The following is a 24,615-nucleotide window of genomic DNA, read 5'->3' on the forward strand; positions in this document are numbered from 1 at the left end:
GGGACGTGTGGTGGTGCAGATCTGGGACGACCGGCGGCTCATTCTGCCGAGCTCGGGCGGAGATCTCAGTTATCCGCCCCCTGGCGCGGCTCGACGTACACGGCGACGCTGCGGGGCGGGACGGTGAAGGTGCCGGTGGCGGCGTCGAAGGAGGCGGTCCGGAGTACCGGGTCGGCCGAGGAGCGCAGCACCGGATGCAGCGCCACGTCCGCACCCCGCAGCCCGGCGAGCGTCTGGGTGGCCGTCGCCGGGGTCGCGTTGAAGACCACCGTGACCGACCGCCAGTGTGGATCGAGCCCCGTCCCGTCCAGCTTCATCGTCAACACCCCGGGGGTCTCGGCTGCCCCGGACAGCGGGAACGAGACCCGACGTTGCACCTGGGCCGCGTCCGTCAGCCCGAAGACCGGCGACGACGCCCGTACCCGGAGCAGTTCGCGGTAGCGCTCCTCGGCCAGCCCGATCGCCGCACAGTCCGGTACCAGCCCCGGATCGGCGAGCAGCGGCCGGGCGTACGGCCACTTGTCCTGGTTGTCGGCGGCCGGTGGCAGCCCCGCACCGAACCCGTTGCCCTCCGCGCAGTTCCAGCGGATCTGGTTGAACCAGTCCCCGCTGTTGTACGAGTTCCGGTCCAGCGACTTCGACCGCAGCCGCTCGCTGCCGGCGGTCACGAAACCGGTCCCCTGACCCAGCACCGCCGTACCCAGCGAGAGCACCTGCATCCGGGCCCGGTCCACCGCGCTCGTCCCGACCGGCAGCTTGTACGCGAGCGCGTCGTACAGGATCTCGTTGTCGTGCGCGTCGACGTAGTTGACCGCCTCGCCGGGCGCGGCGGTGTAGCCGGCCGGTGCGCCGTTGTAGTCGACGTCGGCCCCGGTCACCGGCTCCCCTGACGACGCCACGAACCGGTAGCCGGCCAGGTTGCCGGTCAGCCCGACCTTGATCTGGTCCTGCTGGTGCAGCAGCCGGGCCCGCTGCTCCGGGAGGCTGCCGTTCACCGGGTCGCCGTTCGGGTCGGTGAACAGCCCCGAGCCGAAGCCCTGCACCCGGGGATTGGCGTCGAACGGCCCGCCGCCGCGTACCGCGTCGCGCAGTCGGTCGTTGAAGGTGCCGATCCCGGTACCGGCCATGTTGGCCTGGGTCGCCTGGGTGAACCGGGCGCCGCCGGCCACCTCGCCGAAGTCCCAGCCCTCGCCGTAGAGCAGGATCGACCGCCCGTCCACGCCGTCCCGGGTCACCGTCAGCTCGTCCAGCGCGGCCCGTACCGCCAGGATGTTCGCCTTCGGGTGGTGTCCCATCAGGTCGAACCGGAACCCGTCGACCTTGTACGCCTTCGCCCAGGTGACGACGGAGTCGACCACCAGTTTGCCCATCATGGCGTGTTCCGGGGCGGTGTTGGCGCAGCAGGTGGAGTTCGCCACCGTGCCGTCGTCGAGCAGCCGGTGGTAGTAGCCGGGCACGATCTGGTCCAGCACCGAGCGCGGGTCGGCGCCGGCCGCCGAGGTGTGGTTGTAGACCACGTCCAGCACCACCCGCAGCCCGGCCGCGTTCACCCCGGCCACCAGCTGCCGGAACTCCACGCTCCGCCGGTCCGGGTCGACCGCGTACCCACCCTCCGGGACGGTGTAGTGCAGCGGGTCGTACCCCCAGTTGTAGCCGTCGGTGTCCCGGACCGTGCCGACGCACTCCTGCTGTTGCGCCGAGTCCGCCGGCAGCGCGGCCAGGTCGCACGGCGGCGCGGCCTGGTCGGACCGGCGTTCCGGGATGGTGGCGAAGTCGAAGGTCGGCAGCAGGTGCAGGTGACTGACCCCGGCGTCGGCCAGCGACCGCAGGTGCCGCATCCCGGTGGTCGCCGGGTCGGTGAAGGCCAGGTACGTCCCCCGGCGCTCCGCCGGCACCGACGTGTCGGCGATCGAGAAGTCCCGGACCGACACCTCCTGGATCTGGGTACGCGTCGCCGGCACCGCCGCCGGCTTGCGCAGCCCCGCCCAGCCGGCCGGGGCCGACGCCGGATCGGTCAGGTCGACGATCCGGCTGTGCGTCGAGTTCGCGGTCAACGCCACCGAATAGGGATCGGTGACCGAGGCGGTGACCAGGCGCTGCGTCGCCGGCTGCCACGCCTGCACCCGGTACCGGTAGTAGCGGCCGAGCCAGTTCCGCTCACCGCGTACCGACCACACGCCGGTCCGGTCGTCGCGGCGCATCGGCACGACCCGTGGCGTCTCGGCCGGCGAGTCGAAGAGTTCCAGCGCCACGGTCCGGGCGGTCGGCGCCCAGACCGTCAGCGTGGGCCGCCCCCGCTCGACGGTCGGGCCGAGCCGGGCGGCGGTGGCCGGGGCGTAGAGGTCGTCGAGTACGCCGGGCACCTGCACGCCGGTCGCGCCGAGCAGCGTGCCGGCGGCGTCCCGTTCGGTCAGCACGAGCTGGCCGCGCAGCGCCGCCGCCAGTTTCGGCCGGTCGGCGGGGTCCAGGCCGAGGGCGTCGTACTGCCAGAGGTGCGGGAACTTCGCGCGCTGGGCCTCCGTCGGCCCGTTGCGCCGCGCCCGCAACGGCAGTTCGGTGTACGTCCCGTGCAGCTCGCCGGCCACGATGGCGAGGCCGCCGAGCGGGGCGCTGACCAGGTCGTACCGCCGGCCGTCGGTGGACTGGCCCGGTGGCCGGAGCACGGTGGACCGGTCGATCCAGTGCGCCCGTCGCTTGGTGATGTCCAGGTCGGGCGCGGCGCTGCCGGTGGCCGGCAGCAGTCGACCGGGGGTGCCGGCGAGCAGCCACGCCTCCCGCCCGGCGGTGCCGAAGTCGAGCCGCTGGTCGTCGGGCAGGTCCTTGGTGTCTCCGGAGTGGATGATGTAGCTGAGCCCGGTCGCCCCGGCGGCCAGCGGTACCCGGAAGGTGATCCCGAACTCGTCCCGGCCGGCCGGCGGCAGCGGGCTGGCCCAGTCGGTCGGGTTAGCCGCACCGTCCCAGACGTGCAGCCCCCAGCCGGCGTAGTCGTTGTCGGCCCGGCGGTAGTGCAGCACCGCCGTACCCTCGTCGACCGGCGGGTCCGGTTCCCCGGTGGCCGCCTGGCGGCTGGGATGGACCGTCGGGTCGCCCTGCTTGAGCCAGACCTCGCCGGTCCGGGTCACGTCCACGGTCCGGTCCGCCGGCACGTCCTTGTTGCCCTGCGCGTCCACCACCAGGAAACCGACCGTGGCGGCACCGGGCTTCAGCTTCACCCAGGCGAACCGGCCGTACGAATCCTCCCCGGCGAACGGCTGCCCGCTCGGCCACGGCGTCTGGTACGCCGGATCGATGTCGCCCCAGGCGTGCAGTTGCCAGTCCGGATAGCCGCCGGCCGGCCGCTGGTAGTGCACCACCAGCCAGTCCCGGGCATCGGCCCGGGGCGGCGTACCCACCGTCGCCGTCGACCTGGTCGTGGCGGTACGCCCCGCCGTGTCCCGCACCACCGCCTTGTACTCGATCCGGGCGCCCGCCGGCAACCCGGCCAGGTCGTGGTACACCCGGTACGGCACCGGCCCGCCCTGGTTGCGGGCCTGGCCGAGCAGGGTCCAGGCGCCGCCGTCGACCCGGGCCGCCACCGTGACGGTGGCCAGCGGGTCCCCGGTGACCTGGGCGACCAGCCCGACCCGGGTCGGCACGGCGGCATCCGGTGCCGGATCGGTGATCCGGACCGTCGGCGCGGCACCGGTACGGGCAATCGGTGCGTCCGCCCGCAGCACGATCGCGCCCAGCGCCGGCACGGTCAGGGTGAGCCTGCCGTCCGCACCGGCCCGGGTGGCGCCGGTACCGCCGTAGATGCCGGTGAACCGGGCGCCGGGCGACCAGGTGTCGACGGTGACGGTCTGCGGGGTCGGGGCGTTGTTGACGGCGGCGACGTACTCGACCCGGTCGGCCGGGGCGATCCGGGAGAAGGCGAAGACGCCGGGGCCGTCGGCGGCGTACCGGGGAAGCTGGATGCCGTCCCGCAGTGCCGGGTGCGCCTTGCGCAGTGCGCCGAGTCCGGCGATCGTCCGGTAGAGCGGGTGCGTCGGGTCGTACTGGTCGACGGCGTGGCTCCGGTCGGTGCCGAGCAGGTCGTCGTCGAGGTAGTCGGCGGTACGCGAACCGAACATGTCCTGCCGGGCGTCCTTGTCACCGCCCGGCCCGGTGAAGCCCTGCTCGTCGCCGGAGTAGACGATCGGCTGACCCCGGCTGAGGAACATCAACTCGTGCGCGAGCTGGTCCCGGCGCAGGTGGCTGGCCGGGTCGGTGCCGCCGTTCACGACGAACGACCCGATCCGGCCCATGTCGTGGTTGCCGAGGAAGGTCGGCAGCCGGCCGGCGTCGGTGTCGCGGGCGGTGTAGAGGTCGTCCCGGGCGAAGCCGTCGGCCAACGCCTTCGCCGAACCGCCGTTCGCCACGTAGCTCCGGGCGGCGTCGGAGAAGGTGAAGTCGAGGGTGGCCGGCAGCCCGCCCCGGCGGACGTACGTCGAGGCGACCTCGGGGTTGGCGTCGTAGACCTCGCCGAACATGAAGAAGTCCGGCTTGCCGGCCCGCTGGGCGGCCTGTTCGACGCCGGCCCGGAACTGCGGCCAGAAGTCCAGGTTGACGTGCTTCGCGGTGTCCAGCCGGAAGCCGTCGACGCCGAGGTCGGTGACCCAGTCGGCGAAGATCTTCGTCATTCCCCGGACCACCTCGGGGCGCTCGGTCCACAGGTCGTCCAGGCCGAAGAAGTCGCCGTACTCGCTGTTCTCGCCGACGAAGGTCGAGTCGCCCCGGTTGTGGTACATGGTCGGGTCGTTCAGCCAGGCCGGCACCTTGACCTGCCGGTCCGCCGCGCTGGCGAAGGTCGGCCGGTACGGGAAGGACTCCTCGTCCACCGCCGGGAACGCGCGGCTACCGTCGGCGTAGTTGCGGTCCTCGAACGGCCGGCCCTGCGCGTCCCGGTACGGCCGGGTCGCCTTGTCCTGGTAGCCGGTCTGCCCGCCGTCGTACCGGAGAACGTCGGCGGTGTGGTTGACGATGACGTCCAGATAGATCCTGATGCCCCGCCGGTGTGCCTCCCGGACCAGCTTGCGCAGGTCGTCGTTGCTGCCGAAGTGCGGGTCGACCTGGGTGAAGTCGGTGATCCAGTAGCCGTGGTAGCCGGCGGAGGCGTCCGCCCCGCTGCCCTGCACCGGCCGGTTCTTGAAGACCGGGGCCAGCCAGATGGCGGTGGTGCCGAGCCCCTGGACGTAGTCGAGCCGGTCGAGCAGCCCGCGCAGGTCACCACCGTGGTAGAACCCCTTGTCGGTCGGGTCGTGTCCGTGGCGCAGCCGGTCGCCGGTCAGCCCGCCCCGGTCGTTGCGCGGGTCGCCGTTGGCGAACCGGTCCGGCAGGACGAAGTAGAACTGCTCGGCCCGGCCCTGGTCGGCGGTGGCGGCGTCGAGCAGCGCGTCGGCCGACGGTTCCGCCGTCCACTGTGCCGCGAGGCCGGCACCGGCCGAGTCCGGCCCGCCCGCCGAGTCCGGCCCACCTGTCGCACCCGCCGTGCCCGCGCGATTGGTCGGGTCGAGCCCCGGGCCGGCGACCGCGCCGGCGCCGGCCAGCGACAGGGTGAGCGTGGCGGCGAGGAACAGCAGGACGGTACGCGGCAGCACGGTGGACGGTAGCGGCAGCGGCTTCATCGACGGCCTTCCTTCGGTCGCTGATTCGCCCGCACGCTAGTCCCTTGCGGAAAGTCTATGCAAGACCTTGCAACGAAAGCGTCCGCCATCCATCATCTTGCGCAAGCCGCAGTGCCGCCCGTACCGCGTCCGGCCGGGCCGGCACCAGCGGCAGCCGTACCGAGGCGGTCGGGATGCGGCCCTGCGCGTGCAGCACCGCCTTGATGACCGTGGGATTCGGCTCGGCGAAGAGCGCGGTCGAGAGCGCGGCGAGGCGGTGCCCGAGTGCCCTGGCCCGAGCCGATCCGCCGACCCGCCACGCCTCGACCAGCTCCACGAAGGCCGCCGTGCCGACGTGTGCCGAGGCCAGGATGCCGCCGTGCGCGCCGAGCGCCAGCAACGGCGAGATCAGCGCGTCGTCGCCGCCCAGTACCGCGAAGTCGGGCGGCAGCTCCGCCAGCAACCCGACCGTGTCGGCGTCGATGCCGCCGACCGAGTACTTGATCCCGGCCACCCCGGGCAGCTCGGCCAGCCGGCGGATCGCGTCGGTGGACAGGTGCTGACCGGTCCGGTACGGCACGTGGTAGACCACCACCGGCACCGGACTGGCGGCGGCGAGCGCGGCGAAGTGCGCGAGTACGCCCGCCTCGCCGGGGCGCAGGAACGGCGGTACCACGCTGAGCGCCGCCACCACCTCGGCCCGGCCGGGCAGCGCCGCCACCGCCTCGACCGCGTTCGCTCCGACGATCAGCGGAGCCGTCCGTTCCCGGCACACCCGGGCCAGCAGGTCGACGACGGCCTGCCGCTCGCGTACGTTCAGCGACGCCGGCTCCGCCGTGGTGCCGAGGGCCACCAGTCCGGACGCACCGGCGTCGAGTACCTGGTGGGCCAGGGCTTCGAGCGCGCCGAGCGCCACCGCGCCGGTGCCGTCGAACGGGGTGATCAGTGGTACGTACACACCGGTAAACGTCATGATCACAGCGTCGGACAGACAGACCCGTAAGGTCTAGTAAACCTTTCTGAACAGAAGCGTAAGCTCTACTGATGCTCGACGTACGCCGACTCCGGCTGCTGTGCGACCTCGCCCGGCTCGGCACGATCGCGGCGGTGGCACAGGCGCACACGTACACCCCGTCGGCGGTCTCCCAGCAGCTCTCCAGATTGGAGCGCGAGGTGGGGATGCCACTGCTGGAGCGCACCGGACGACGGGTCACCCTCACCACCGCCGGCCGGGTGCTGGTCGGGCACGCCGAGACGGTGCTCACCGCCCTGGAACAGACCACCGCCGCGCTCGCCGCAGTCGCCACCGGCCTGACCGGCCCGCTGCGCATCGGCGCCTTCCCCACCGCCGTCCGTACGCTGCTGCCGGCAACCCTGGTCACACTCGGTCAGCAGCATCCCGGGCTCGAACTGCGGGTCACCGAACTGGACCCGGTCGCGGTGCCGGCCGCACTGCACGAGCGGCGCCTCGACGTCGGGCTGCTCAACGACTACGACGTCGTACCGGTCGAGCCCGATCCCGAGCTGGAAACCGTGCCGCTGCTGGACGAGACGGTCTTCCTCGCCCTGCCCGACGGCGCCCCGCCCGACCCGGCACAGCGCGGCGGCGGTCCCGGGGCCGCAGATCCGCTCGGGGACACCCGGGATGCCGCCTGGGTCATGGCCACCCCGGGCACGCTGTGCCACACGGCGACCCTGCACGTCTGCCGGGCCGCCGGTTTCACGCCCCGGCCCCGGCACCACGCCGACGACTTCGTCACCGTGCTGGCGCTGGTCGCCGCCGGCCAGGGCGTCTCGCTGATCCCGCAGCTCGCCGCCGCGCACCCGCCGGCCGGTGTCCGGCTGGTTCCACTGACCACCCGACGGCGGACCCGGATCGCCTACCGGCGCGGCGCCGCCGAGCATCCGGCGACCGCCGCCTTCGTCACCGCGATCCAGGCCGCGACCAGCACCTTCCTCGGGCGCTGAACCAGGCCGCCGAACCGAGCGACTGAACGGCCGCTAACCCGGGCCGCTGAACCGAGCGACTGAACCGGCCACTGAACCGGGCCGCTGAACCGAGCGGCGGCGACGCATCCGACCCGAGCGCGCTGCGCCGGGCAAGTCCCGCTCGTCGGGCCGGACGTGCGGCCGGGTCGCCGCGCACCCCTGAGCGGATATCCGGAGGCGGCCGGCGCCCCTGACTCCTACCCTCGGCGGGTGCGGACGCGACGGCAGGCAAGGCTCGGGATGCGGCGGCGGACGAAGCTCGGGGCGCGACGGCGGAAGAAGCTCGGCAAGCGGCTGGCGAACGCGCTGCTCCGGGCCGATCTTCCGGAGGTGGTCGCCCTGCTGGCCGCCGGTGTCGACCCGAACGCGGCGACCCCGGACGGCAGCACTCCGCTGTACCGGGCGTCGGTGCAGGGCCTGGCGCCGGCCGTACTGCTGCTGTTGGCCGCCGGGGCGGCCCCGGACACGGAGAGCGGACACGGCGACGAGGGCACCCCGTTGACCGGCGCGGCGGCCTGGGGCCACACCGAGGTGGTACGCCACCTGCTGGCGTACGGCGCCGACCCGGACCACCGGGAGGACTCCGGCACCGGCGCGTCCCCACTCGACTGGGCGGTACGCGGCGACCACCGGGAAACGGCCGAGCTGCTCCGGGCGGCTGACCGGACTACTTCGGAGAGTTAACCGAGGTCGCAGGCCCGTCCGTTGACCGTGCAACTGATCGGCCGTTCGCTGTCGCCCCAGCGTTCGAGGTGGAACCGCAGCGGATCGGAGCGGTTGCCGGACAGCGGCACACCACTGCGGAAGACGTACCGTCCGTCGTCACGGTCCGCCGACGGCCGGGGCGCACCCTCGATCCAGTAGTTGCGCAGGCCGTGCACCTCGTTGCGGAACCGCAGCTCCACCGTCCAGGACTGCGCCGCGCCGCCGGTGTTCCGGACCAGCACCTCGGCGATGAACGAGTCACGGTAGTCGGCGAGTACCCGGTAACGGCCGGTCAGTGCGGGCTCCGCCGGCTTCGGTGCGGCGGTGGTCGGCCGGAACGACGGCGGCGGTGTCGTGCCCCGGGACGGCGTGGTCCGGGACGGTGCCGGGTTGCGGGCGCCGGCCGGCCGCGCCGTGGTGGGTGTCGGCAGCGCGGGCTCGACGGTCGGCACCCCGTCCGTCGGGCTGGCCGGCCCGGCCGCCGAGGACGGGGTCCCGCCCTGGGCGAACGGCCAGGCCGGATCGGGTACGCCCGAGGTGCGCCGCAGGTCGCTGGAGAAGTAGCCGGTGGCGAGTACGAAAAGGATGATCATGACCAGGACGCCGGCCAGTACGACCAGCCACGGCGCCGCCGCGAGGAACCGCGGCCGGGTCGGTTCGGGTGCGCTCACCGAGCCGGGACCCGCACCGAGATCTCGTCGCCGAGCCGCCGCCCGGCGGAGAGTTCCAGGTCGTCGCCGCTCCAGAACCTGCCGGGGTCGTACCAGTTCGGCCGGCGCCCGGCCGGCAGCAGTCCCATCGCCTGGTAGGTCGCCGCGACGACCTCGGCGCAGTACGCCGTCTCCAGGGTGCTGTCGTCCGGGCGGCGACGCACGGCGGGTGCCCGGCCACGCAGCCACCGCCAGGCGAGCTGGGCGGTGGACGGGAACGGTGTTCCGTCCAGGCGGGCGATGGTACGCAGCACCCCGTTCTCCATCTCGTCGTCGGCCGGCGGTTCAAGTTGCCGCAGCCAGGCGCGCTGCCCGTAGCGGATTCCCCAGACCCGGACCGCGTCGCGCAGGTCGTGCAACTGCACGCCCCGGTGGTTGTTGCCCGACCACATGTCAGGCAACGACCGGCCGAGTTCGGCGTGCCACATTAACGGCGGCAGGTCCTCGATAACCACGGACATTCCGACATGGTTCACCGGACTGTTCGTGGTGATCTGGATCGCCCGATCCGGCACACTCCGGCCCCGGAAGACCCACACGTCGCCGGTACGGGTCAGCTCGACGGCCTCGTCGAGGCTGAGTTCGCTGCGCTCTTCGGCCATCGCCCCCACCTCGGTCCGCCCGTCCGCCCCGGGCATCCCGACTACCCTAGGCGGATGCGCTGGTGGAAGGTAATCGGTGTGGCAAGCGTCGTCGGGGTCGCGGCGACCGGAGTGGTGCTGGCCCGGGCGGAGCGGCGTCGCCGGGCGTACACCCCGGAGCAGATCCGCGACCGGTTGCGGGAGCGACACGCGGACGCGGTGGGCGGCGGGATTTCCCCGACGGGTCCGGAGTCCGCCGGGCCGAACAAAACCCAAACCTCGCAGTAAGTACGCTCGCCGCAGGATCGGTTGCGGGCCGGATAACGAGTCAACATTATCGATAGATGGCGGTGCCGCAACCGGGGGCGGGGCGGACAGGCGTCGGCGGGGACGCTTCCGCCGCACCCGAGATCGTGGGGTTCGGCGCGCTGAACGTCGACTACATCGCGAGCGCGTCCCGACTGTCGCAACGGATGGCGGAGCGGGTCACCGAGTCCGTCGCGCGCTTCGAGTGGAACCGCGAGGGCCCGGTCGCGCAGGAGGTCATCGACGAGGCGATCCGGCATCTCGGGGTGGCCTCCCTCGGGTACTCGCTGGGCGGGTCGGCCTGGCTCACCATCTTCGCGCTGGCCCAGATGGGGGTGAGTCTGCGGCTCGGCTACGTGGGCGTGGTCGGCCGGGTGGAGGCGCCGGGGCTCTCCTTCGTCAGCCAGATGGAGGAGCTGCGCATCGACCACACCTGGGTGGAGCGCCGGCCGGACCTGCTCAGCGGGGTGTGTCTGTCCTACATCGACGACACCGACCGGGTGATGCTCACCCATCCGGGCGCGAACTTCGAGATGTGCGCGTACATCCGGGAGAACGTGGACGAACTCGCCGCCTATCTGGCCACCGCCCGGTACGTGCACGTCACCTCGTTCCTGGACGAGGAGACCCCGGGGCAGGTGCTGGCGGTACTGACCCTGGCGAAGCGGCTGAACCCGAGGCTCTGCCTGAGCTTCGATCCCGGCTTCGACTGGGCGGAGCATCCGAGTGCGGCGATCGAGGGGATCCTGCGCCTCACCGACCTGCTGTTCGTGAACTACCGGGAGTTCAAGGCCCTCGGCCGGTACGTCTACGGCGAGCCGGACGACCTGATCGCCCGTAAGACGCTGGCCCGGTGCAGCCCTGGCTGTACCGCCTTCGTCACGAAGCGGTACGACGTCATCGAGGTCTTCCGCGCCGTGCCGGCGGGCGTGCTCGCCTCCCGGTTCCAGTTGCAGCGCCCGCCGAGGGAGACGGAGTTGGAGGACGCCACCGGGGCCGGTGACGTCTTCGCGGCCGGTGTCCTCTCCGCGCTGGCGTCCCGGCGGCTACAGGTCGAACTCGGCGCGTTCGTCGGGCTCAGCCTGGCCCGGCACAAGCTGCGGCACCGGGGACCGGGTGCCGACCATCCGGGGCTGCCCGACCTGAGCAAGGGATTCCTCCAGAAGACCGAACGGCTGGGCGGGACCGGCCCGGGGCCGCCGGGGGTGTTCATCGCCCACGACGAGCATCCGCAGTGGCGGGTCGTACGCCGATTCGTCGAGGAGAATTGCGGGCTGCCGACGTACGAATTGAAGTCCTCGGACGTGGACGAGCACAACCTCGCGGATCTCATGCGCCAGACTCTGGCCCGGTGCAGCTTCGCGGTCTGTCTGCTCAGCGCCAAGGACACCGGCCCGGGCAGGCGGAGCCCGGCCGACCAGAACATTGTTCACCAGGCTGGCATCTTTCAGGGTCGCTACGGGTTCGGGCGAGTCGCGATACTGGCCGAAGAGGGCTGCGATACGTTTTCGAACATCGCGGGCCTGATCCGGATGGACTTCCCTCCCGGCCGGATCACCAGCACGTTCCTCGAACTGGAGCGCATGCTGCGGCGCGAGGGCCTGATGCGGCGATGGGGTGGCAGACGTGACGGATTTTCCCATTCACATTGACGACCGTGCCGATCTAGCCGGTTTCGCCCTTGATGTGGTCGGCGTCGGTGCACTGAATCTCGACTATCTCGTGAGCGCACCGTCGGTCGGCGCATCCGATTCACCCCGGTCACTGACCGAACGGATCTCCCGACTCGTCGAACGGACCGGGCCGCCGTTGGAACCGGGTACGGAACGGGCGGTCGACGCGGGGACGATCCACGCCGCGATCGAGGCCGCCGGCTTCGCCCGCCCGGAGACGCTGCTCGGCGGAACGTCGTTCAGTCTCGGCGGATCCGCCTTCAACGCGATCTTCGCGATCGCGCAGACCCAGGTCGGGCTCCGGCTCGGCTACGTCGGGGTGGCGGGGCGGGTGCCGGTGATCGGGCTCTCCACCGTGGCGCAACTCGAAGCGCTCGGCATCGACCACCGGTACGTCTTCTCGGACGACGAGCACCTCTGCGGGATCTGCCTCTCGCTGGCCGAGGACGGCGACCGCACCCTGCTCACCCACTCCGGCGCCAACGAGTACCTGGCCGACCATCTGGACCGGGAGTTCGACCAGGTGGTCGGTTATCTGGCCGGGGCCCGGGTGGTGCACGTGACGTCGTTCCTGGACGACCGGACGCCGGGCCGGCTGCTCCGGGTGCTGCGGGCGGTGAAGCAGGCGGCCAGCGGTACGGCGATCTGTTTCGACCCGGGCCACGTGTGGAGCGCGGCGGCCACCCCGGAGATCGAGGCGCTGCTGGGGCTGAGCGACTACCTGCTGGTCAACTACCGCGAGTTCCGGGAGTTGGGCCGGCACGTCGAGGGCGAGTCGGACGAGACGGTGGCGGGCCGGCTGGTGGCCCGGACGGCCGGCGGGCGGGGCGTGGTGGTGGTCAAGCTGCCCACCGGGATCTGGTCCTACCAGCGGGAGGACGGCAAGCTGGTCAGCGACTTCTACGCCCAGGCGCAGGTCGCTCCGGCCGACGTGAAGGACGCCACCGGCGCCGGGGACGTCTTCGCCGCCGGTCTGCTCACCGTGCTGACCAGCGACCGGTTGCAGGTCGAACTCGGCTCGTTGCTCGGCATGCGGCTGGCCCGGCACAAGCTGCGGCACGTGGGCAGCGGCGGTCACGCCCAGTTCGCCGAGGTCACCCGCGAGTTTCTCCGGTCGCTGGCCATGCAGCGCCGCGCCGACGGGCTGCCGAACGGCGTCTTCATCGCGCACGGCGCCCGCCCGGAGTGGCTCGCGGTGCAGCGGTTCATCGAGGAGCGCTTCGAGCTGCCGGTGTACTCGTTCGAGAGCGGGTCCTGGGGCGGGCGTCAGGTGACCGAGGCGCTGGCTGACTACCTCGACCGGTGCGGGTTCGCGATCTGCGTGTTGACCGCCGAGGACTTCACCGGGGACGGCCGGCGGCTGGCCCGGCAGAACGTGGTGCACGAGGTCGGGCTCTTCCAGGGCCGGCACGGCTTCGACCGGGTGATGGTGCTGGCTGAGGAGGGCTGCGACTTCGTGCCGCAGGCTGCCGGGCCGTACACCATCTCTTTTCCGCGTAACGGCATCAGCCGGACGTTCTACCAGCTCGACGAGATGATCCGGGCCCAGGGTTTCGGGCCCGTCGAGCACTGACCACCGGACCACCGTCCCGGTATCCGGGCAGGCTTGCGTTAATAGCAAGACGGACGTACGGTTTTGTTGAGTACGAACGTCGGTAAGGGTTACCTCAGCCCGGTGGCCAGGTAACGGGTAGGAAAGACTGCTCGGTACTACGCCCGGTCGCCCGCCGGTCGAGGGCCGGTCGGACCCGCCCCGGAGACCGACGACCTGGGCCGGGACGAAGACAGCGTGAAGGAGTACGACGTGGCGAGCCTCGACACCTTCGGTGCGAAGAGCCAGCTGCGCGTCGCAGACGCGAGCTACGAGATTTTCAAGATCAACACGGTACCCGGGCACGAGCGGCTGCCGTACAGCCTGAAGATCCTGCTGGAGAACCTGCTCCGCACCGAGGACGGCGCGAACATCACCGCCGAGCACATCCGGCAGCTCGGCGACTGGGACCCGACCGCCGAACCCAGCGTGGAGATCCAGTTCACCCCGGCCCGGGTGCTGATGCAGGACTTCACCGGCGTGCCCTGCGTGGTCGACCTGGCCACCATGCGCGAGGCGGTCCGCGAGCTGGGCGGCGACCCGACCAAGGTCAACCCGCTCGCCCCGGCCGAGCTGGTGATCGACCACTCGGTGATCGCCGACCTCTTCGGCCGGCAGGACGCCTTCGTCCGCAACGTCGAGCTGGAGTACGGCCGCAACAAGGAGCGCTACCAGTTCCTCCGCTGGGGCCAGAACGCCTTCAACGAGTTCAAGGTCGTCCCGCCCGGCACCGGCATCGTGCACCAGGTCAACATCGAATACCTGGCCCGGACGATCATGGAGCGCAACGGCCAGGCGTACCCGGACACCGTGGTCGGCACCGACTCGCACACCACCATGGTCAACGGGCTCGGTGTGCTCGGCTGGGGCGTCGGCGGCATCGAGGCCGAGGCCGCGATGCTCGGCCAGCCGGTCAGCATGCTCATCCCCCGGGTCGTCGGCTTCAAGCTGCACGGCGAGGCGCCGGCCGGCACCACCGCCACCGACCTGGTGCTGACCATCACCGAGATGCTCCGCAAGCACGGCGTGGTCGGCAAGTTCGTCGAGTTCTACGGCCCCGGCGTCAGCGCGGTGCCACTTGCCAACCGGGCCACCATCGGCAACATGTCCCCGGAGTACGGCTCCACCGTCGCGATCTTCCCGATCGACGAGGAGACGGTCCGCTACCTGAAGCTGACCGGGCGCTCGGAGCAGCAGGTCGCGCTCGTCGAGGCGTACGCCAAGGAGCAGGGCCTGTGGCACGACCCGGCCGCCGAGCCCGACTACAGCGAGCGGCTCGAACTCGATCTTTCGACCATCGAACCGTCGCTGGCCGGCCCCAAGCGCCCGCAGGACCGGGTGCCGCTGGGCAACGCCAAGACGCTGTTCCGGGGTGCGCTGATCGACTACGTCGGTGACGGCGGCACCGGCGTGCACGGCCCGGCCGACGAGGCCAGCGAGGAGTCCTTCCCGGCCAGCGACCCGCCGGCCAACGACGTCAACGACCCGGCCGACGCACCCCGCGAGCTGGTCTCCGCCGCCACCGGGGCGAAGGGCCGGGCCAGCAACCCGGTACGGGTCACCGGCGACGACGGCGTCGAATACGAACTCGACCACGGCGCCGTGGTGATCGCGGCGATCACCTCCTGCACCAACACCTCCAACCCGCAGGTGATGATCGGCGCGGCCCTGCTGGCCCGCAACGCCGTCGACCGGGGGCTGTCCCGCAAGCCGTGGGTGAAGACCACCCTGGCCCCGGGCTCCAAGGTGGTGATGGACTACTACGAGCGCGCCGGCCTCACCCCCTACCTGGAGAAGCTCGGCTTCCACCTGGTCGGGTACGGCTGCACCACCTGCATCGGCAACTCCGGCCCGCTGCCCGAGGAGGTCTCGGCGGCGGTCAACTCGCACGACCTGTCGGTGGTCTCGGTGCTGAGCGGCAACCGGAACTTCGAGGGCCGGATCAACCCGGACGTCAAGATGAACTACCTGGCGTCCCCGCCGCTGGTGGTGGCGTACGCGCTGGCCGGCACGATGGACATCGACCTGGCCAACGAGCCGATCGACACCGGCGCCGACGGTCAGCCGGTCTACCTGCGGGACATCTGGCCCAGCTCGGCCGAGATCGACGACGTGATCGCGAACGCGCTGCGCAGCGAGATGTTCACCAAGGACTACGCCGACGTCTTCGCCGGGGACGAGCAGTGGCGTTCGCTGCCCACCCCGGAGGGCGACACCTTCGCCTGGGACGGCGAGTCGACCTACGTCCGCAAGCCCCCGTACTTCGAGGGGATGGACCGGGAACCGACCGCGGTGCAGGACATCTCCGGCGCCCGGGTGCTCGCCAAGCTCGGCGACTCGGTCACCACCGACCACATCTCGCCGGCCGGCTCGATCAAGGCCGACTCCCCCGCCGGGAAATACCTGGCGGACCACGGTGTGCCCCGGCACGAGTTCAACTCGTACGGGTCGCGGCGCGGCAACCACGAGGTGATGATCCGGGGCACCTTCGCCAACATCCGGCTGCGCAACCAGCTCGTGCCCGGTGTCGAGGGCGGGTTCACGGTCAACCACCTGACCGGCGAGCAGACCTCGATCTACGACGCCTCGGTGGCGTACCAGGACGCCGGTGTGCCGCTGGTGATCCTGGCCGGCACCGAGTACGGCTCCGGTTCGTCCCGGGACTGGGCGGCCAAGGGCACCATGCTGCTCGGGGTACGGGCGGTGATCGCCCAGTCGTACGAGCGGATCCACCGGTCGAACCTGATCGGGATGGGCGTGCTGCCGTTGCAGTACCCGGCCGGCACCGACGCGGCCTCGCTCGGGCTGACCGGCACCGAGACGTTCTCGATCAGCGGGGTGACCGCGCTGAACGAGGGCCAGATCCCGCGTACCGTCTGCGTCACCACGGACACCGGGGTCGAGTTCGACGCGGTGGTCCGGATCGACACCCCCGGCGAGGCCGACTACTACCGGCACGGCGGCATCCTGCGGTACGTGCTGCGCAAGATGCTGGCCGCCTGACCGCCAGCTCGACGGGACCGGGCCGGTCACCCGATCGGGGTGGCCGGCCCGGTGGGCAACACGATGCCGGCGATGCTGATCGCGTCGACCTGGATCGGTCACCCGATCGGGGTGGCCGGCCCGGTGGGCAACGGGACGAGGGGAGCCGGCATGCGGCAGGGTTCGGCGCAGGCGGGCGGGGTGCCGGCACTGTTCGCGTCGGCGCTGGCCACGGATCCGGTCCGGCCGCTGCTCACCTACTACGACGACGCGACCGGCGAACGCACCGAACTCTCCGCCGAGGCGCTGGCGCAGTGGGTCGCCCGGACGGCGAACCTGCTGGTCCGGGGCTGCGGACTCGGCATCGGTGCCCGGGCCGCCGTGCTGCTGCCGCCGCACTGGCAGACCGCCGCCGTACTGCTCGGCACCTGGTCGGCCGGGGTCTCGGTGAGCTTCCACGGCACCGCCACCGCCGGGCTGCCCCAGCTCGGCCCCGGCGTCGAGGAGCCGTTCGACGTCACGTACGCCGCGCTGGGCCGGATCGACGACTGGCTCGACCACGTACCCGAGGCGGAGCACCGGTTCGTGCTCGGCTTCGCCCCGGACGCCGCCCCGCTGGCCGAGCCGCCCGCCGGCTACCGGGACTACCTCACCGAGGTACGCGACCACGACGCCAACCTGCGGCCGTACGTGCCGCTGCATCCCGACGACGCGGCCAGTGTCGACGGCACCAGCTACGCCGAGTGGGGTCGGCTGGCCCGGTTGATGGCGACGGAGGTGTTCGACCTGCGCCCCGGCGACCGGGTACTCGTCGACGCCGCCGAACACGAGCACCCGGTGAAGTGGCTGCTGGCGCCGCTGGCGGCCGGTGCCTCGGTGGTGCTCTGCGCCAACCTCGATCCCGGCACGGTGCAGCGGCGCACCCGGGACGAGCGGGTGACCCGGGTGCTGTGACGCCGGCCGCCGGTACGACACCGTGCCTCGCGGCGCGGTGGCGACGCCCGACCGGGCAACCGGCGTACCGGGTCAGCGTGCGGTGGAGGTGTCCGGCAGCAGGCTTGTCGCCCCGGGCACGTACGGGTCGAGCAGGTGGGTGGCGAGCACGATCCGTTGCCAGCGGCTGACCGGTACCCCGGTCGACTCGGCCAACCGCAGCACCGTCCGCCAGTCCGTGGAGCAGCGGGCCCGGATCCGGGCGATCAGCGACACGAGTTCACCGGTTGCCCGGCCCGAAGCGTCCGGCCGGCGCGTCCGGGCCACCTCCTCCAGCTCACCGAGGGTCCGGTCCAGTTCGAGGTCCACCTCCGGGGTGGCCGCCTCCAGCCGGTCGGCCAGGGCGAACGCCTCCGACCGACCGTCCGGGGCGGGACCCGCCGAGCCGCCCAGCCGCCGGAAGAGGCCGGCCCGGGTCTCGTGGGTGCAGAGCACGGCCAGCTCCCGCAGCAGGTCGGCCGGCTCGTCGGCGGCGTGCACCAGGTTGAGTTGGTAGTTGAAGCTGCCGACGTCGTAGCGGAGCTGTCCGGGTCGACATCGGACCGGGTCGGCCGGCCCCTTGGCCGCGCTGAGCACCAGCGAGGCCGGTTCGGGGCGGCCGGGCAGGGCGAGCAGCAGGAGCAGGCACTCGCACGCGGTCACGTAGAGGTCGGCGGCATCCCGCCTGTCCCGGCTGGCGGCGTTCAGGCCGTACTGCCACAGTGCCCGTACGCCGTGCCGGTCGATGGTCACGGTCGCCGCCCAGACGATGCTGAAGCCGTACGCCAGCACCCAGCGCAGCACCGGACCGAGCCGGCGGCTGACCACGGCGTCCGGCTTCAGCAGCAGCAGTGCGTGGTCGTGGCAGAACTCCTCGATCCGGCCACCACCGACGGCGACCAGGTCCTCGAAGCTCTCCCGGAAATACGTGTCGACCGCGTAGAGGGACCGCTTCCGGGGAAGCGTCGACAGGAAGGCGGGGATTTCCTGGGCGCCGGGGGTGGTGGCCATCGCGGGTCACTCACGCAGTTCCGTGGCTCGGCGGCCGACCTCTCCCGGGCTGAGCAACTCGCCGTCGAGCACCACACCGACGAAGCCGTCCAGCGGGATGTGCTCGAACACCGGCGCACCGAGGCGGGCGAAGACCGGCGCCGGGACCAGCTTCAGCGCGGTGGTGACGATCAGGGTGGGCAGTTGCTCCGCCAACTCCCGGGTGCCCCGGATGTTCAGCACCGTGTCCGGGCCGATCGCGTCGGCGCCGGCCAGCGCGATCGTCGGCTCGCCGACCCGCAGCGACTCCGGCAGTTGGGCCAGGATCTGCTTGACGATCGAACTGCTCGGCGCGTAGGTGACCACGCCACCCTGTTCGCCGACCCAGGTGACCGCCGTCTTCACGGTGTTCTCCACCGCGTGGTCCAACTCGGCCCGGATCCGGCGCAGCGCCTCGGCCGGCTCGGCGGAGCGTACCGCGTTGGCGATGTGCCACATCGGCGCGTAGCCGGGCAGCTTGGCGGTCAGGAACTCGGTCGCGTCGGCCGCCGCGCCGGGGTCGTCGATCAGCTCCAGCAGACCCTGGATAACCAGCCGGGCCACTCCGGTGGCCCCGGCCGTGGTGACCGTGACGGCCTCGCGAAGCGATGTCGGCAACGAAGCTTGGTCCATTATGCGGGCTCTTTCCGTTCCGGGTCTGGTCCCCTGAGGACAGGACTACCTTCCCGGCATCGAGAATGCCCGATCTGCGGGCTTCTCGGCACCGGGTTTGGTAGTTCATATCAAACGGACACTCCCGCCGGAGCGAAATGACCAAATGGCAGCGGCGGTCACCGGACGGCGACGCGCGGTGCCCCCGCGCCGTGCGGGGGCACCGCGAGTGGCCACGGTGGACGGCCGGGACCCACCTCCCGGCCGTCCACCCCGGCTGGCCAATGGCCGACCGGTCGGGCAACCGACCTGGTCAGCCAGGGGATCGGGTCAGCCGGAGATCCTTCCGGTACCGGCGCCGGCCCGGACCGAGGCCGGCACCCCGGCCGCCGGGTCGAGCTGGTACGCGTAGTACGTACGCGGCTCGACCACCGAACCGGCCGTCTCCGGTACGCCGGAGTTCACGAAGATGTTGTTCCGCTGTACCGCCCGGCCGGGTCCACTGTCGGCATAGCCGCTGGCGGAGATGAGCGGGTACGGCACGTTCTCGAAGTAGTTCCCCTCGACCACCACCCCGGCGTTCTCGGTCGAGGCGACGCCGTACAGCTCGTTGCCGAGGAAGTAGTTGTTGTAGACGTGCACCGGCTCGCCGAACCGGATCCGGGGGTGCCGCTGCCGGCTGTTGTCGAAAAAGTTGTGGTGGATGCTGACCTTCAGGTGCCCGACGTCGGTCCCGGCAGCCCCGTCCGAGTGGCTGATCAGCATGCTCTTGTCGGCCCGGTCGAAGTGGTTCCAGGAGACCGTGACGTAGTCGGCGCCCCGGACGATGTCCACCGATCCGTCGACCGCGCCGGTGAAGCGGTTGTGGTCGATCCAGATGTGGTGCGACTGCTGCCCCACGTTTACCGCGTCGTCCTCGGCGTTGGTGAAGTTCAGGTTCTGCACGATCACGTTGTACGACCGGTAGAAGTCCAGCCCGCCGCCGTTGATCGTGGCGTTCGGCCCGACGCCGATGATCGTCTTGTTCGGCCGTACCCCCTGCTTGCTGCTGATCTGGATGGTCCCCTGCACCCGGATCACCAGCGGCCCGACGGTGTCGATGTAGTCCAGGAAGTCGTTCGAGTTGGTGGCGGTGACGACCGGTCCACCGGCCCCGCCGGTGGTGCCGTTCTGGCCGAGCGCGTTGACGCTGGCGAAGCCGACCGGCTGCCCGACCAGCGGAACCGCGCCGGTGGGCGGTACGGCGGCGCCGGCCGGGTTGGTGCCGACCAGTGCGGCGGCCACCGTCACGGCCAGCGTTCCGGCGAGGGCGGCGGCGAGCAGGCGCCGACGGGGCGCATGGCGTACGAGGAGATCGGTGTTCATCGGGTCAGCCCAGCTTTCCCACCCCGGCACCGGCCGGGACGATTGTCGGGACGTCGGCGGCGTTGTGCGCCGTGTAGCGGTAGAAGCCGCTCGGCTCGGGTACGCTGCCCCGGGTTTCGATCGGGTGGTTGCAGTCGACGAGGATGTTGCCCCGCTCGAGGATCCTGCCCAGGTCACCGCTGAACTCGACCCGTCCGGGGTTGTTCACGCTGTAGAAGTAGTTGTTCTCGACCAGCACGGCGGCGTCGTACGTGGAGGCCACGCCGTAGCTGTTCTCGTAGTAGTAGTTGTTGTAGACGTGCGTCATCGCCGAGAAGCGCACCCGGGGATGCCGCTGGTCCGAGGCGTTGAACCAGTTGTGGTGGTATGTCACCCGCAGCCGCCCGATGTCCTGCGCCCCGGCGTCCTCGTCGTGGGAGAGCAGCAGCGTCTTGTCGTGGTCGTGGAAGTGGTTCCACGAGACGGTGACGTAGTCGGAGCCGCGCTTGATGTCGACCGCGCCGTCGTCGCCGTTGGAGAACTCGTTGTGGTCGATCCAGATGTGGTGCGAGAACATCTGCACGTTGAGCAGGTCGTCGGTGGCCCCGGTGAGGTGCAGGTTGCGGATGATCACGTTGTGTACGGCGTCGGCCGGCGGCGAGGTGGTGGCGTCGTTCACCGGCAGCCCGATGTTGAGGCCACCACCGGAGAGGGTGGCGTTCGACCCGATGCCGACGATCGTCTTGTCCGAGCTGACGTTGTGCATGCCGTCGCTGGTGCCGGTCGGCAGGGTGATGGTGCCGGCGACCTGGATGACGTACGGGCCGGGTCGGGCGATGTAGTCGAGGAACGCCGCCGAGCTGTTCACCGTCACCACGGGTCCGCCGGCACCGCCGGTGGTGCCGTTCTGGCCGAGCGCGTTGACGCTGGCGAAGCCGTCCGCCTGGCCGGCCGGCACCGGCACGCTCGGGCCGGGGGTGCTGGGCGTCGGGGTGGGCGGGGTCGGCGTGGGCGACGCCGGGGTGGTCGGGGCCGGCGTGGTCGGCGGCGGGGTCGGGCCGGGCGGGGCGGTCTCGACCGCGACGTCGTCGAAGTGCGCCGAGGCGTACCGGCCGAGCAGGGCGATCTGACCACTGCCGAACTGGGCGTCGCTGGCGGTGAGCGCGGTGCCGCCGTTCACCTGTCCGGTCAGGCTGGTGCCGGACGCCTGGAGGCGCAGCGCGTACCAGGTGCCGGTGCTGACGGTCAGTGCGGCGCTGGCCAGGGTGCTGGCGACGCCGCCGGAAACCTTGCCGAGCACCGCGACGTTGTCGTTGCGTACCGCGAGGAAGTAGTAGCTGCTGCTGCCCTGCGCCCGGGCGGCGACCCCGGCGAACCGGCCGGCGCCGCCCCAACCGGTCGGCTTGACCCGGGCGGTGACGGTGTAGTCGGTCCAGCCGCTCTGGCCGGCCCGGACCCGCGCGTCCGCGCTGGTGCTGGCCTGGCGCAGCACCTGGCTGCCGTCGGCGGTGACGCTCCACGAGCCGCCGGAGCTGCTCCAGCCGTTGGAGTTGCCGTCCTCGAAGGTGTCGGTGAACAGGGTGGCGGCCTGTGCGGTGCCGGCGCCGTGGACGAGGGCGGCGACGACCACGGCGACCAGCCCCACGGCGGCTGATCGGCGCCAGCGTCGAGCGGCCGGTCCGCTCGGGCCTCCCGAGCCGCTGGGGCCGCTGGGGCCGCTGGGGCCGCCCGGTCCGCTCGGGCTGCCCGGGCCTCCCAGGCCGCTGCGGCCTCCCGGTTCGCTCGGAACGGCCGTTCCGGCTCTGATGTTCGGTGGGATCACGATGCGTCTGCCTTTCCGGTGGTGGCGGGGGCGCGCGGGCGGTTGCCGGCCGGCCGGGCCCAGACCGACCGGATGGTGCGGCGGGCTCGACGGAGCAGGCGCCACCGGCGCGGCGGGGTGCGGCGGTGTGTGGGCAGGAGGCAGCGCCAACCGGGGGCGGTTGAATCGGGTACGCCGGCCGGACGGGAAGTCTCCGCACTTCAGGTGTCGAGCGGTCCTTCGGGTGGGAAGGTCCGTGGATCGACTGGAAAGCGCTTTCCTATCGCCACCATAGGAACCGGAGGGAACTATGTCAATGAATGCGTTCCGCCCCGGCCGGGCACCGCCACCGCACGTGCCGCCCATCACCCGCAGATGGTGGGCGGCACCTTCGGCGCTGTGCCAGGATCTTGGACATGGACGACAGGACGATTCTCAGCCGGATCTCCGACCTGGTCGACGAGGAACACCGGCTCCGCAACCACGCCCAGCAGGTCGAGAACTCCACCGACGAGGACCGGACCCGGCTGCGGGAGCTGGAGGAGTCGCTCGACCAGTGCTGGGACCTGCTCCGCCGACGCCGGGCCGCCCGCCAGGCCGGCAGCGACCCGGACACCGCCGGCACGCGCAGCGTGAACGAGGTCGAGAAGTACCTCCAGTAGCGGTTGGACGAGCGGTTGGCGGTGCGGCTTCGGTGACCGGTTAACGCAGCCCCGCCTCGCGGAGCAGTTGCCCGGTCAGCGCGGCCGGATCGACCAGGTCACCGGCGAGCCCTCGGGCGGCGAACCAACCGGCCACCACCCGTACGTCCCGGGCCAGGAACTCCCGCCCGGTCGGGTTGGCGACCACGTCCACCACCTGCGGCAGGTCGATCAGCACCAGCCGCTCCCCCTGCACCAGCAGGTTGTACGGCGACAGGTCGCCGTGCGCCAACCCGGTCCGGGCCAGTACCACCAGCGCGTCCACGAGCTGGTCCCAGAGCCGGCGCAGCAGCACCGGATCGGGCCGGAGCTGGGCCAGTCGCGGGGCCGCCCGACCCTCGTCGGCCGGGTCGGCGACGAACTCCAGCATCAGCTCCGTCCCGATCAACTGCACCGGGTACGGCACCGCGATGCTGCCCAGTTCGCGCCCCACCTGCCAGAGCCGGGTCAGCGCGGCGAACTCGGCGGCGGCCCACTGACCGGCGATCATCTGCCGGCCGAACGCCGTACGCCCCTCCATCGCCCGGTTCTCCCGGGACCGGCGTACCCGCCGCCCCTCCAGATAGCCGGCGTCCCGGTGGAAGAGCCGGTGCTCCGGATCGCGGTAGCGCTTGGCGGCGAGCAGGCAGCTCCGGTCACCGTCCGGCACGGCCCGGCGCACCAGGTGTACGTCCGCCTCCTTGCCGGTCTTCAGCACACCCAGCTCGGTGTCGGTGGCGGCCAGCTCGGTGACCAGCCAGTCGGGGTACGGTTCCGGGCCGCGCACCGCCTGGTCCCAGGTCGACCAGCGGTCGCCGGTCTCCGGCAGGTCGGTGTCGGCGTTGGTGTCGAACGCGGTCGGGCCGGCGTGCCGGGCCCGTTTCAGGAAGCGCGGTTCGTCGTCGTCGAACCGGCGGGTGGCACGGCCGCCACGGGAGCGGGCCGAGCCGGAAATGTCGTCAAAATCGCGTGGCACTGGAGGAATCCCTTGGTCGAGTGGAAAGAAGACAGGTGAGGGCGCAGCACAACGACAGCCACGGTCACTCCTCCTTCCACTCGGCCGGGCGAGGCCCGGGATGCGATTCGACCTGGAGAGACCAGGCAGAGTCGCTCCGACGCGCAATCTTCGTGGCCACTCCGGCGGCCGTCAACAGAATTACCGCCCGACCGGCGCTCCCGGCCCGCTCGCGGGACGCGTCCGGTCCCGGGCGTACGTCAGATCCGGGGACGGGACGCGTTCGGTCCCGGGCGTACGTCAGCTCCCGGGAACTGCCGGACGTCAGCTCCCGGGAACCGCCGGACGGTCCCGGGTCAGGCGGCGAGCACCGTGGCGACGGCAGCGATCAGCCCGTCCACGGTCTTGGTCGGGGCGTACCGGCGCTCCATCCAGCGGCGGCCCCGGTGCAACCAGACGCTGGGCAGCCCGACCGCGGCGGCACCGCCGATGTCCGCCTCCGGGCTGTCCCCGACCATCCAGGCACCACGCAACCGCATCCGGGCCCGTTCGGCGGCGAGCGCGAAAATCCGGGGATTCGGCTTGCTGACGCCGACCTCCTCGGAGATGACCCAGTCCGCCAGATAACGGTCCAGCCCGGTACGCCGGATCTTCATCTCCTGAAGCCGTTCGGTGCCGTTGGTCACCGCCACCGGCACCCAGCCGGCGTCGTCGGCGATCCGCAGCGCGCAGGCGATCAACGGATCGAGGCGGGTGTATTCCACCACTCCCTCGTGCAGGGCCTCGACCAGGTCGATGGAGGGGATCCGGAGACGGTACCGGTCGCGGATCGCGTCGGCCACGTCCCAGCGGTTGGTGAGGCCGTCGGCGTCCACGGAAAGCAGCCAGTCGATGTCGCTCTCCGGTGCGCCGATCTCGTCCAGGAACCCCTGTGCCCAGGTCCGGAACGGGCCCGCCCGGTCGAGCAGAGTGTTGTCCAGATCGAGGAGCAACAGCGGCACTTGCGCACAGTACGGGACGCACCCGGTCGGAGAACAGTCCCAGCATGTAAACAACCCGGGTTG

18 protein-coding genes are annotated in these 24,615 nt (G+C 71.6%); 8 read left to right on the plus strand and 10 right to left on the minus strand.

The window, feature by feature from the left end; translation table 11 throughout:
• Positions 1–65: 65 nt before the first annotated feature.
• Positions 66–5,642: a pullulanase-type alpha-1,6-glucosidase gene (pulA, locus tag Pen02_RS39080; RefSeq protein ID WP_203871248.1), complete on the minus strand. Its 5,577-nt coding sequence runs from the start codon at positions 5,640–5,642 to the stop codon at positions 66–68.
• A 55-nt stretch (positions 5,643–5,697) separates the two neighbouring features.
• Positions 5,698–6,594, minus strand: coding sequence for a dihydrodipicolinate synthase family protein (locus tag Pen02_RS39085; RefSeq protein ID WP_203871249.1), 897 nt, complete (start codon positions 6,592–6,594; stop codon positions 5,698–5,700).
• A 71-nt stretch (positions 6,595–6,665) separates the two neighbouring features.
• Here Pen02_RS39085 and Pen02_RS39090 point away from each other — a divergent pair, with 71 nt between their 5' ends.
• Positions 6,666–7,589 carry a LysR family transcriptional regulator gene (locus Pen02_RS39090; RefSeq protein WP_203871250.1) on the plus strand — a complete coding sequence of 308 codons (924 nt, stop codon included), beginning with the start codon at positions 6,666–6,668 and terminating at the stop codon, positions 7,587–7,589.
• Positions 7,590–7,820: 231 nt separating this feature from the next.
• Positions 7,821–8,294: an ankyrin repeat domain-containing protein gene (locus tag Pen02_RS39095; protein ID WP_239141981.1), complete on the plus strand. Its 474-nt coding sequence runs from the start codon at positions 7,821–7,823 to the stop codon at positions 8,292–8,294.
• Here the strand turns inward: Pen02_RS39095 and Pen02_RS39100 are convergent.
• Both Pen02_RS39100 and Pen02_RS39105 read right to left on the minus strand, forming a co-directional pair.
• Positions 8,291–8,986: a cellulose-binding protein gene (locus Pen02_RS39100; protein WP_203871251.1), complete on the minus strand. Its 696-nt coding sequence runs from the start codon at positions 8,984–8,986 to the stop codon at positions 8,291–8,293. The two genes, Pen02_RS39095 and Pen02_RS39100, sit on opposite strands and share 4 nt — an antisense overlap.
• Positions 8,983–9,663 (minus strand): hypothetical protein, encoded by a 681-nt coding sequence (locus Pen02_RS39105; protein WP_239141982.1) that lies wholly within the window; start codon positions 9,661–9,663, stop codon positions 8,983–8,985. Before Pen02_RS39105 ends, Pen02_RS39100 begins: the two co-directional genes overlap by 4 nt.
• Positions 9,664–9,681: 18 nt before the next feature.
• On the opposite strand from Pen02_RS39105, the gene Pen02_RS39110 reads away from it, so the two are divergent.
• The 5 genes from Pen02_RS39110 (at position 9,682) to Pen02_RS39130 (ending at position 17,112) form a co-directional block, all read left to right on the plus strand.
• A complete protein-coding gene (locus Pen02_RS39110; RefSeq protein ID WP_203871320.1) occupies positions 9,682–9,894 on the plus strand; it encodes a hypothetical protein in 213 nt (70 codons plus the stop codon).
• 56 nt (positions 9,895–9,950) lie between these two features.
• Positions 9,951–11,564 (plus strand): PfkB family carbohydrate kinase, encoded by a 1,614-nt coding sequence (locus Pen02_RS39115; protein ID WP_203871252.1) that lies wholly within the window; start codon positions 9,951–9,953, stop codon positions 11,562–11,564.
• A gap of 70 nt (positions 11,565–11,634) precedes the next feature.
• The gene (locus Pen02_RS39120; RefSeq protein ID WP_203871253.1) at positions 11,635–13,158 is read left to right on the plus strand and encodes a PfkB family carbohydrate kinase; all 1,524 of its coding nucleotides are present in this window, start codon (positions 11,635–11,637) and stop codon (positions 13,156–13,158) included.
• Positions 13,159–13,374: 216 nt separating this feature from the next.
• Positions 13,375–16,179, plus strand: coding sequence for an aconitate hydratase (locus tag Pen02_RS39125; RefSeq protein ID WP_203871254.1), 2,805 nt, complete (start codon positions 13,375–13,377; stop codon positions 16,177–16,179).
• Between the two features lie 72 nt (positions 16,180–16,251).
• Positions 16,252–17,112: a TIGR03089 family protein gene (locus Pen02_RS39130; protein WP_239141983.1), complete on the plus strand. Its 861-nt coding sequence runs from the start codon at positions 16,252–16,254 to the stop codon at positions 17,110–17,112.
• 72 nt (positions 17,113–17,184) lie between these two features.
• Here the strand turns inward: Pen02_RS39130 and Pen02_RS39135 are convergent, their stop codons facing one another.
• From Pen02_RS39135 to Pen02_RS39150, 4 genes are all read right to left on the minus strand, one after another.
• Positions 17,185–18,141, minus strand: coding sequence for a nucleoside-diphosphate kinase (locus tag Pen02_RS39135; protein WP_203871255.1), 957 nt, complete (start codon positions 18,139–18,141; stop codon positions 17,185–17,187).
• Positions 18,142–18,147: 6 nt separating this feature from the next.
• Complete coding sequence (locus tag Pen02_RS39140; protein ID WP_203871256.1) at positions 18,148–18,777, minus strand: hypothetical protein; 630 nt, start codon at positions 18,775–18,777, stop codon at positions 18,148–18,150.
• 324 nt (positions 18,778–19,101) lie between these two features.
• The gene (locus Pen02_RS39145; protein WP_203871257.1) at positions 19,102–20,136 is read right to left on the minus strand and encodes a pectate lyase family protein; all 1,035 of its coding nucleotides are present in this window, start codon (positions 20,134–20,136) and stop codon (positions 19,102–19,104) included.
• Between the two features lie 4 nt (positions 20,137–20,140).
• Positions 20,141–21,760, minus strand: coding sequence for a pectate lyase family protein (locus tag Pen02_RS39150; RefSeq protein WP_203871258.1), 1,620 nt, complete (start codon positions 21,758–21,760; stop codon positions 20,141–20,143).
• Between the two features lie 572 nt (positions 21,761–22,332).
• Between Pen02_RS39150 and Pen02_RS39155 the strand changes: the two genes are divergently transcribed.
• On the plus strand, positions 22,333–22,578 hold the full coding sequence (locus Pen02_RS39155; protein WP_203871259.1) for a DUF2630 family protein: 246 nt from the start codon (positions 22,333–22,335) through the stop codon (positions 22,576–22,578).
• A gap of 40 nt (positions 22,579–22,618) precedes the next feature.
• Here Pen02_RS39155 and Pen02_RS39160 read toward each other — a convergent pair whose 3' ends face one another.
• Together Pen02_RS39160 and Pen02_RS39165 are read right to left on the minus strand one after the other, a co-directional pair.
• The gene (locus Pen02_RS39160; RefSeq protein ID WP_372445760.1) at positions 22,619–23,572 is read right to left on the minus strand and encodes a serine protein kinase RIO; all 954 of its coding nucleotides are present in this window, start codon (positions 23,570–23,572) and stop codon (positions 22,619–22,621) included.
• A gap of 335 nt (positions 23,573–23,907) precedes the next feature.
• Entirely contained in the window at positions 23,908–24,552 is a 645-nt protein-coding gene (locus Pen02_RS39165) for an HAD family hydrolase (RefSeq protein WP_203871260.1), read from the minus strand.
• Positions 24,553–24,615: the final 63 nt, after the last annotated feature.

The sequence above is a fragment of the Plantactinospora endophytica genome (genome assembly GCF_016862915.1).
Classification (GTDB): Bacteria; Actinomycetota; Actinomycetes; order Mycobacteriales; family Micromonosporaceae; genus Plantactinospora; species Plantactinospora endophytica.

What these genes read in the sequence shown, in the direction of transcription:
- pulA (WP_203871248.1), bottom strand. Translation starts at nt 5,642, where the DNA reads ATGAAGCCGCTGCCGCTACCGTCCACCGTGCTGCCGCGTACCGTCCTG.
- Pen02_RS39105 (WP_239141982.1), bottom strand. Translation starts at nt 9,663, where the DNA reads ATGCCCGGGGCGGACGGGCGGACCGAGGTGGGGGCGATGGCCGAAGAG.
- Pen02_RS39155 (WP_203871259.1), top strand. Translation starts at nt 22,333, where the DNA reads ATGGACGACAGGACGATTCTCAGCCGGATCTCCGACCTGGTCGACGAG.
- Pen02_RS39115 (WP_203871252.1), top strand. Translation starts at nt 9,951, where the DNA reads ATGGCGGTGCCGCAACCGGGGGCGGGGCGGACAGGCGTCGGCGGGGAC.
- Pen02_RS39135 (WP_203871255.1), bottom strand. Translation starts at nt 18,141, where the DNA reads ATGGCCACCACCCCCGGCGCCCAGGAAATCCCCGCCTTCCTGTCGACG.
- Pen02_RS39145 (WP_203871257.1), bottom strand. Translation starts at nt 20,136, where the DNA reads ATGAACACCGATCTCCTCGTACGCCATGCGCCCCGTCGGCGCCTGCTC.
- Pen02_RS39110 (WP_203871320.1), top strand. Translation starts at nt 9,682, where the DNA reads ATGCGCTGGTGGAAGGTAATCGGTGTGGCAAGCGTCGTCGGGGTCGCG.
- Pen02_RS39085 (WP_203871249.1), bottom strand. Translation starts at nt 6,594, where the DNA reads ATGACGTTTACCGGTGTGTACGTACCACTGATCACCCCGTTCGACGGC.
- Pen02_RS39130 (WP_239141983.1), top strand. Translation starts at nt 16,252, where the DNA reads ATGCTGATCGCGTCGACCTGGATCGGTCACCCGATCGGGGTGGCCGGC.
- Pen02_RS39090 (WP_203871250.1), top strand. Translation starts at nt 6,666, where the DNA reads ATGCTCGACGTACGCCGACTCCGGCTGCTGTGCGACCTCGCCCGGCTC.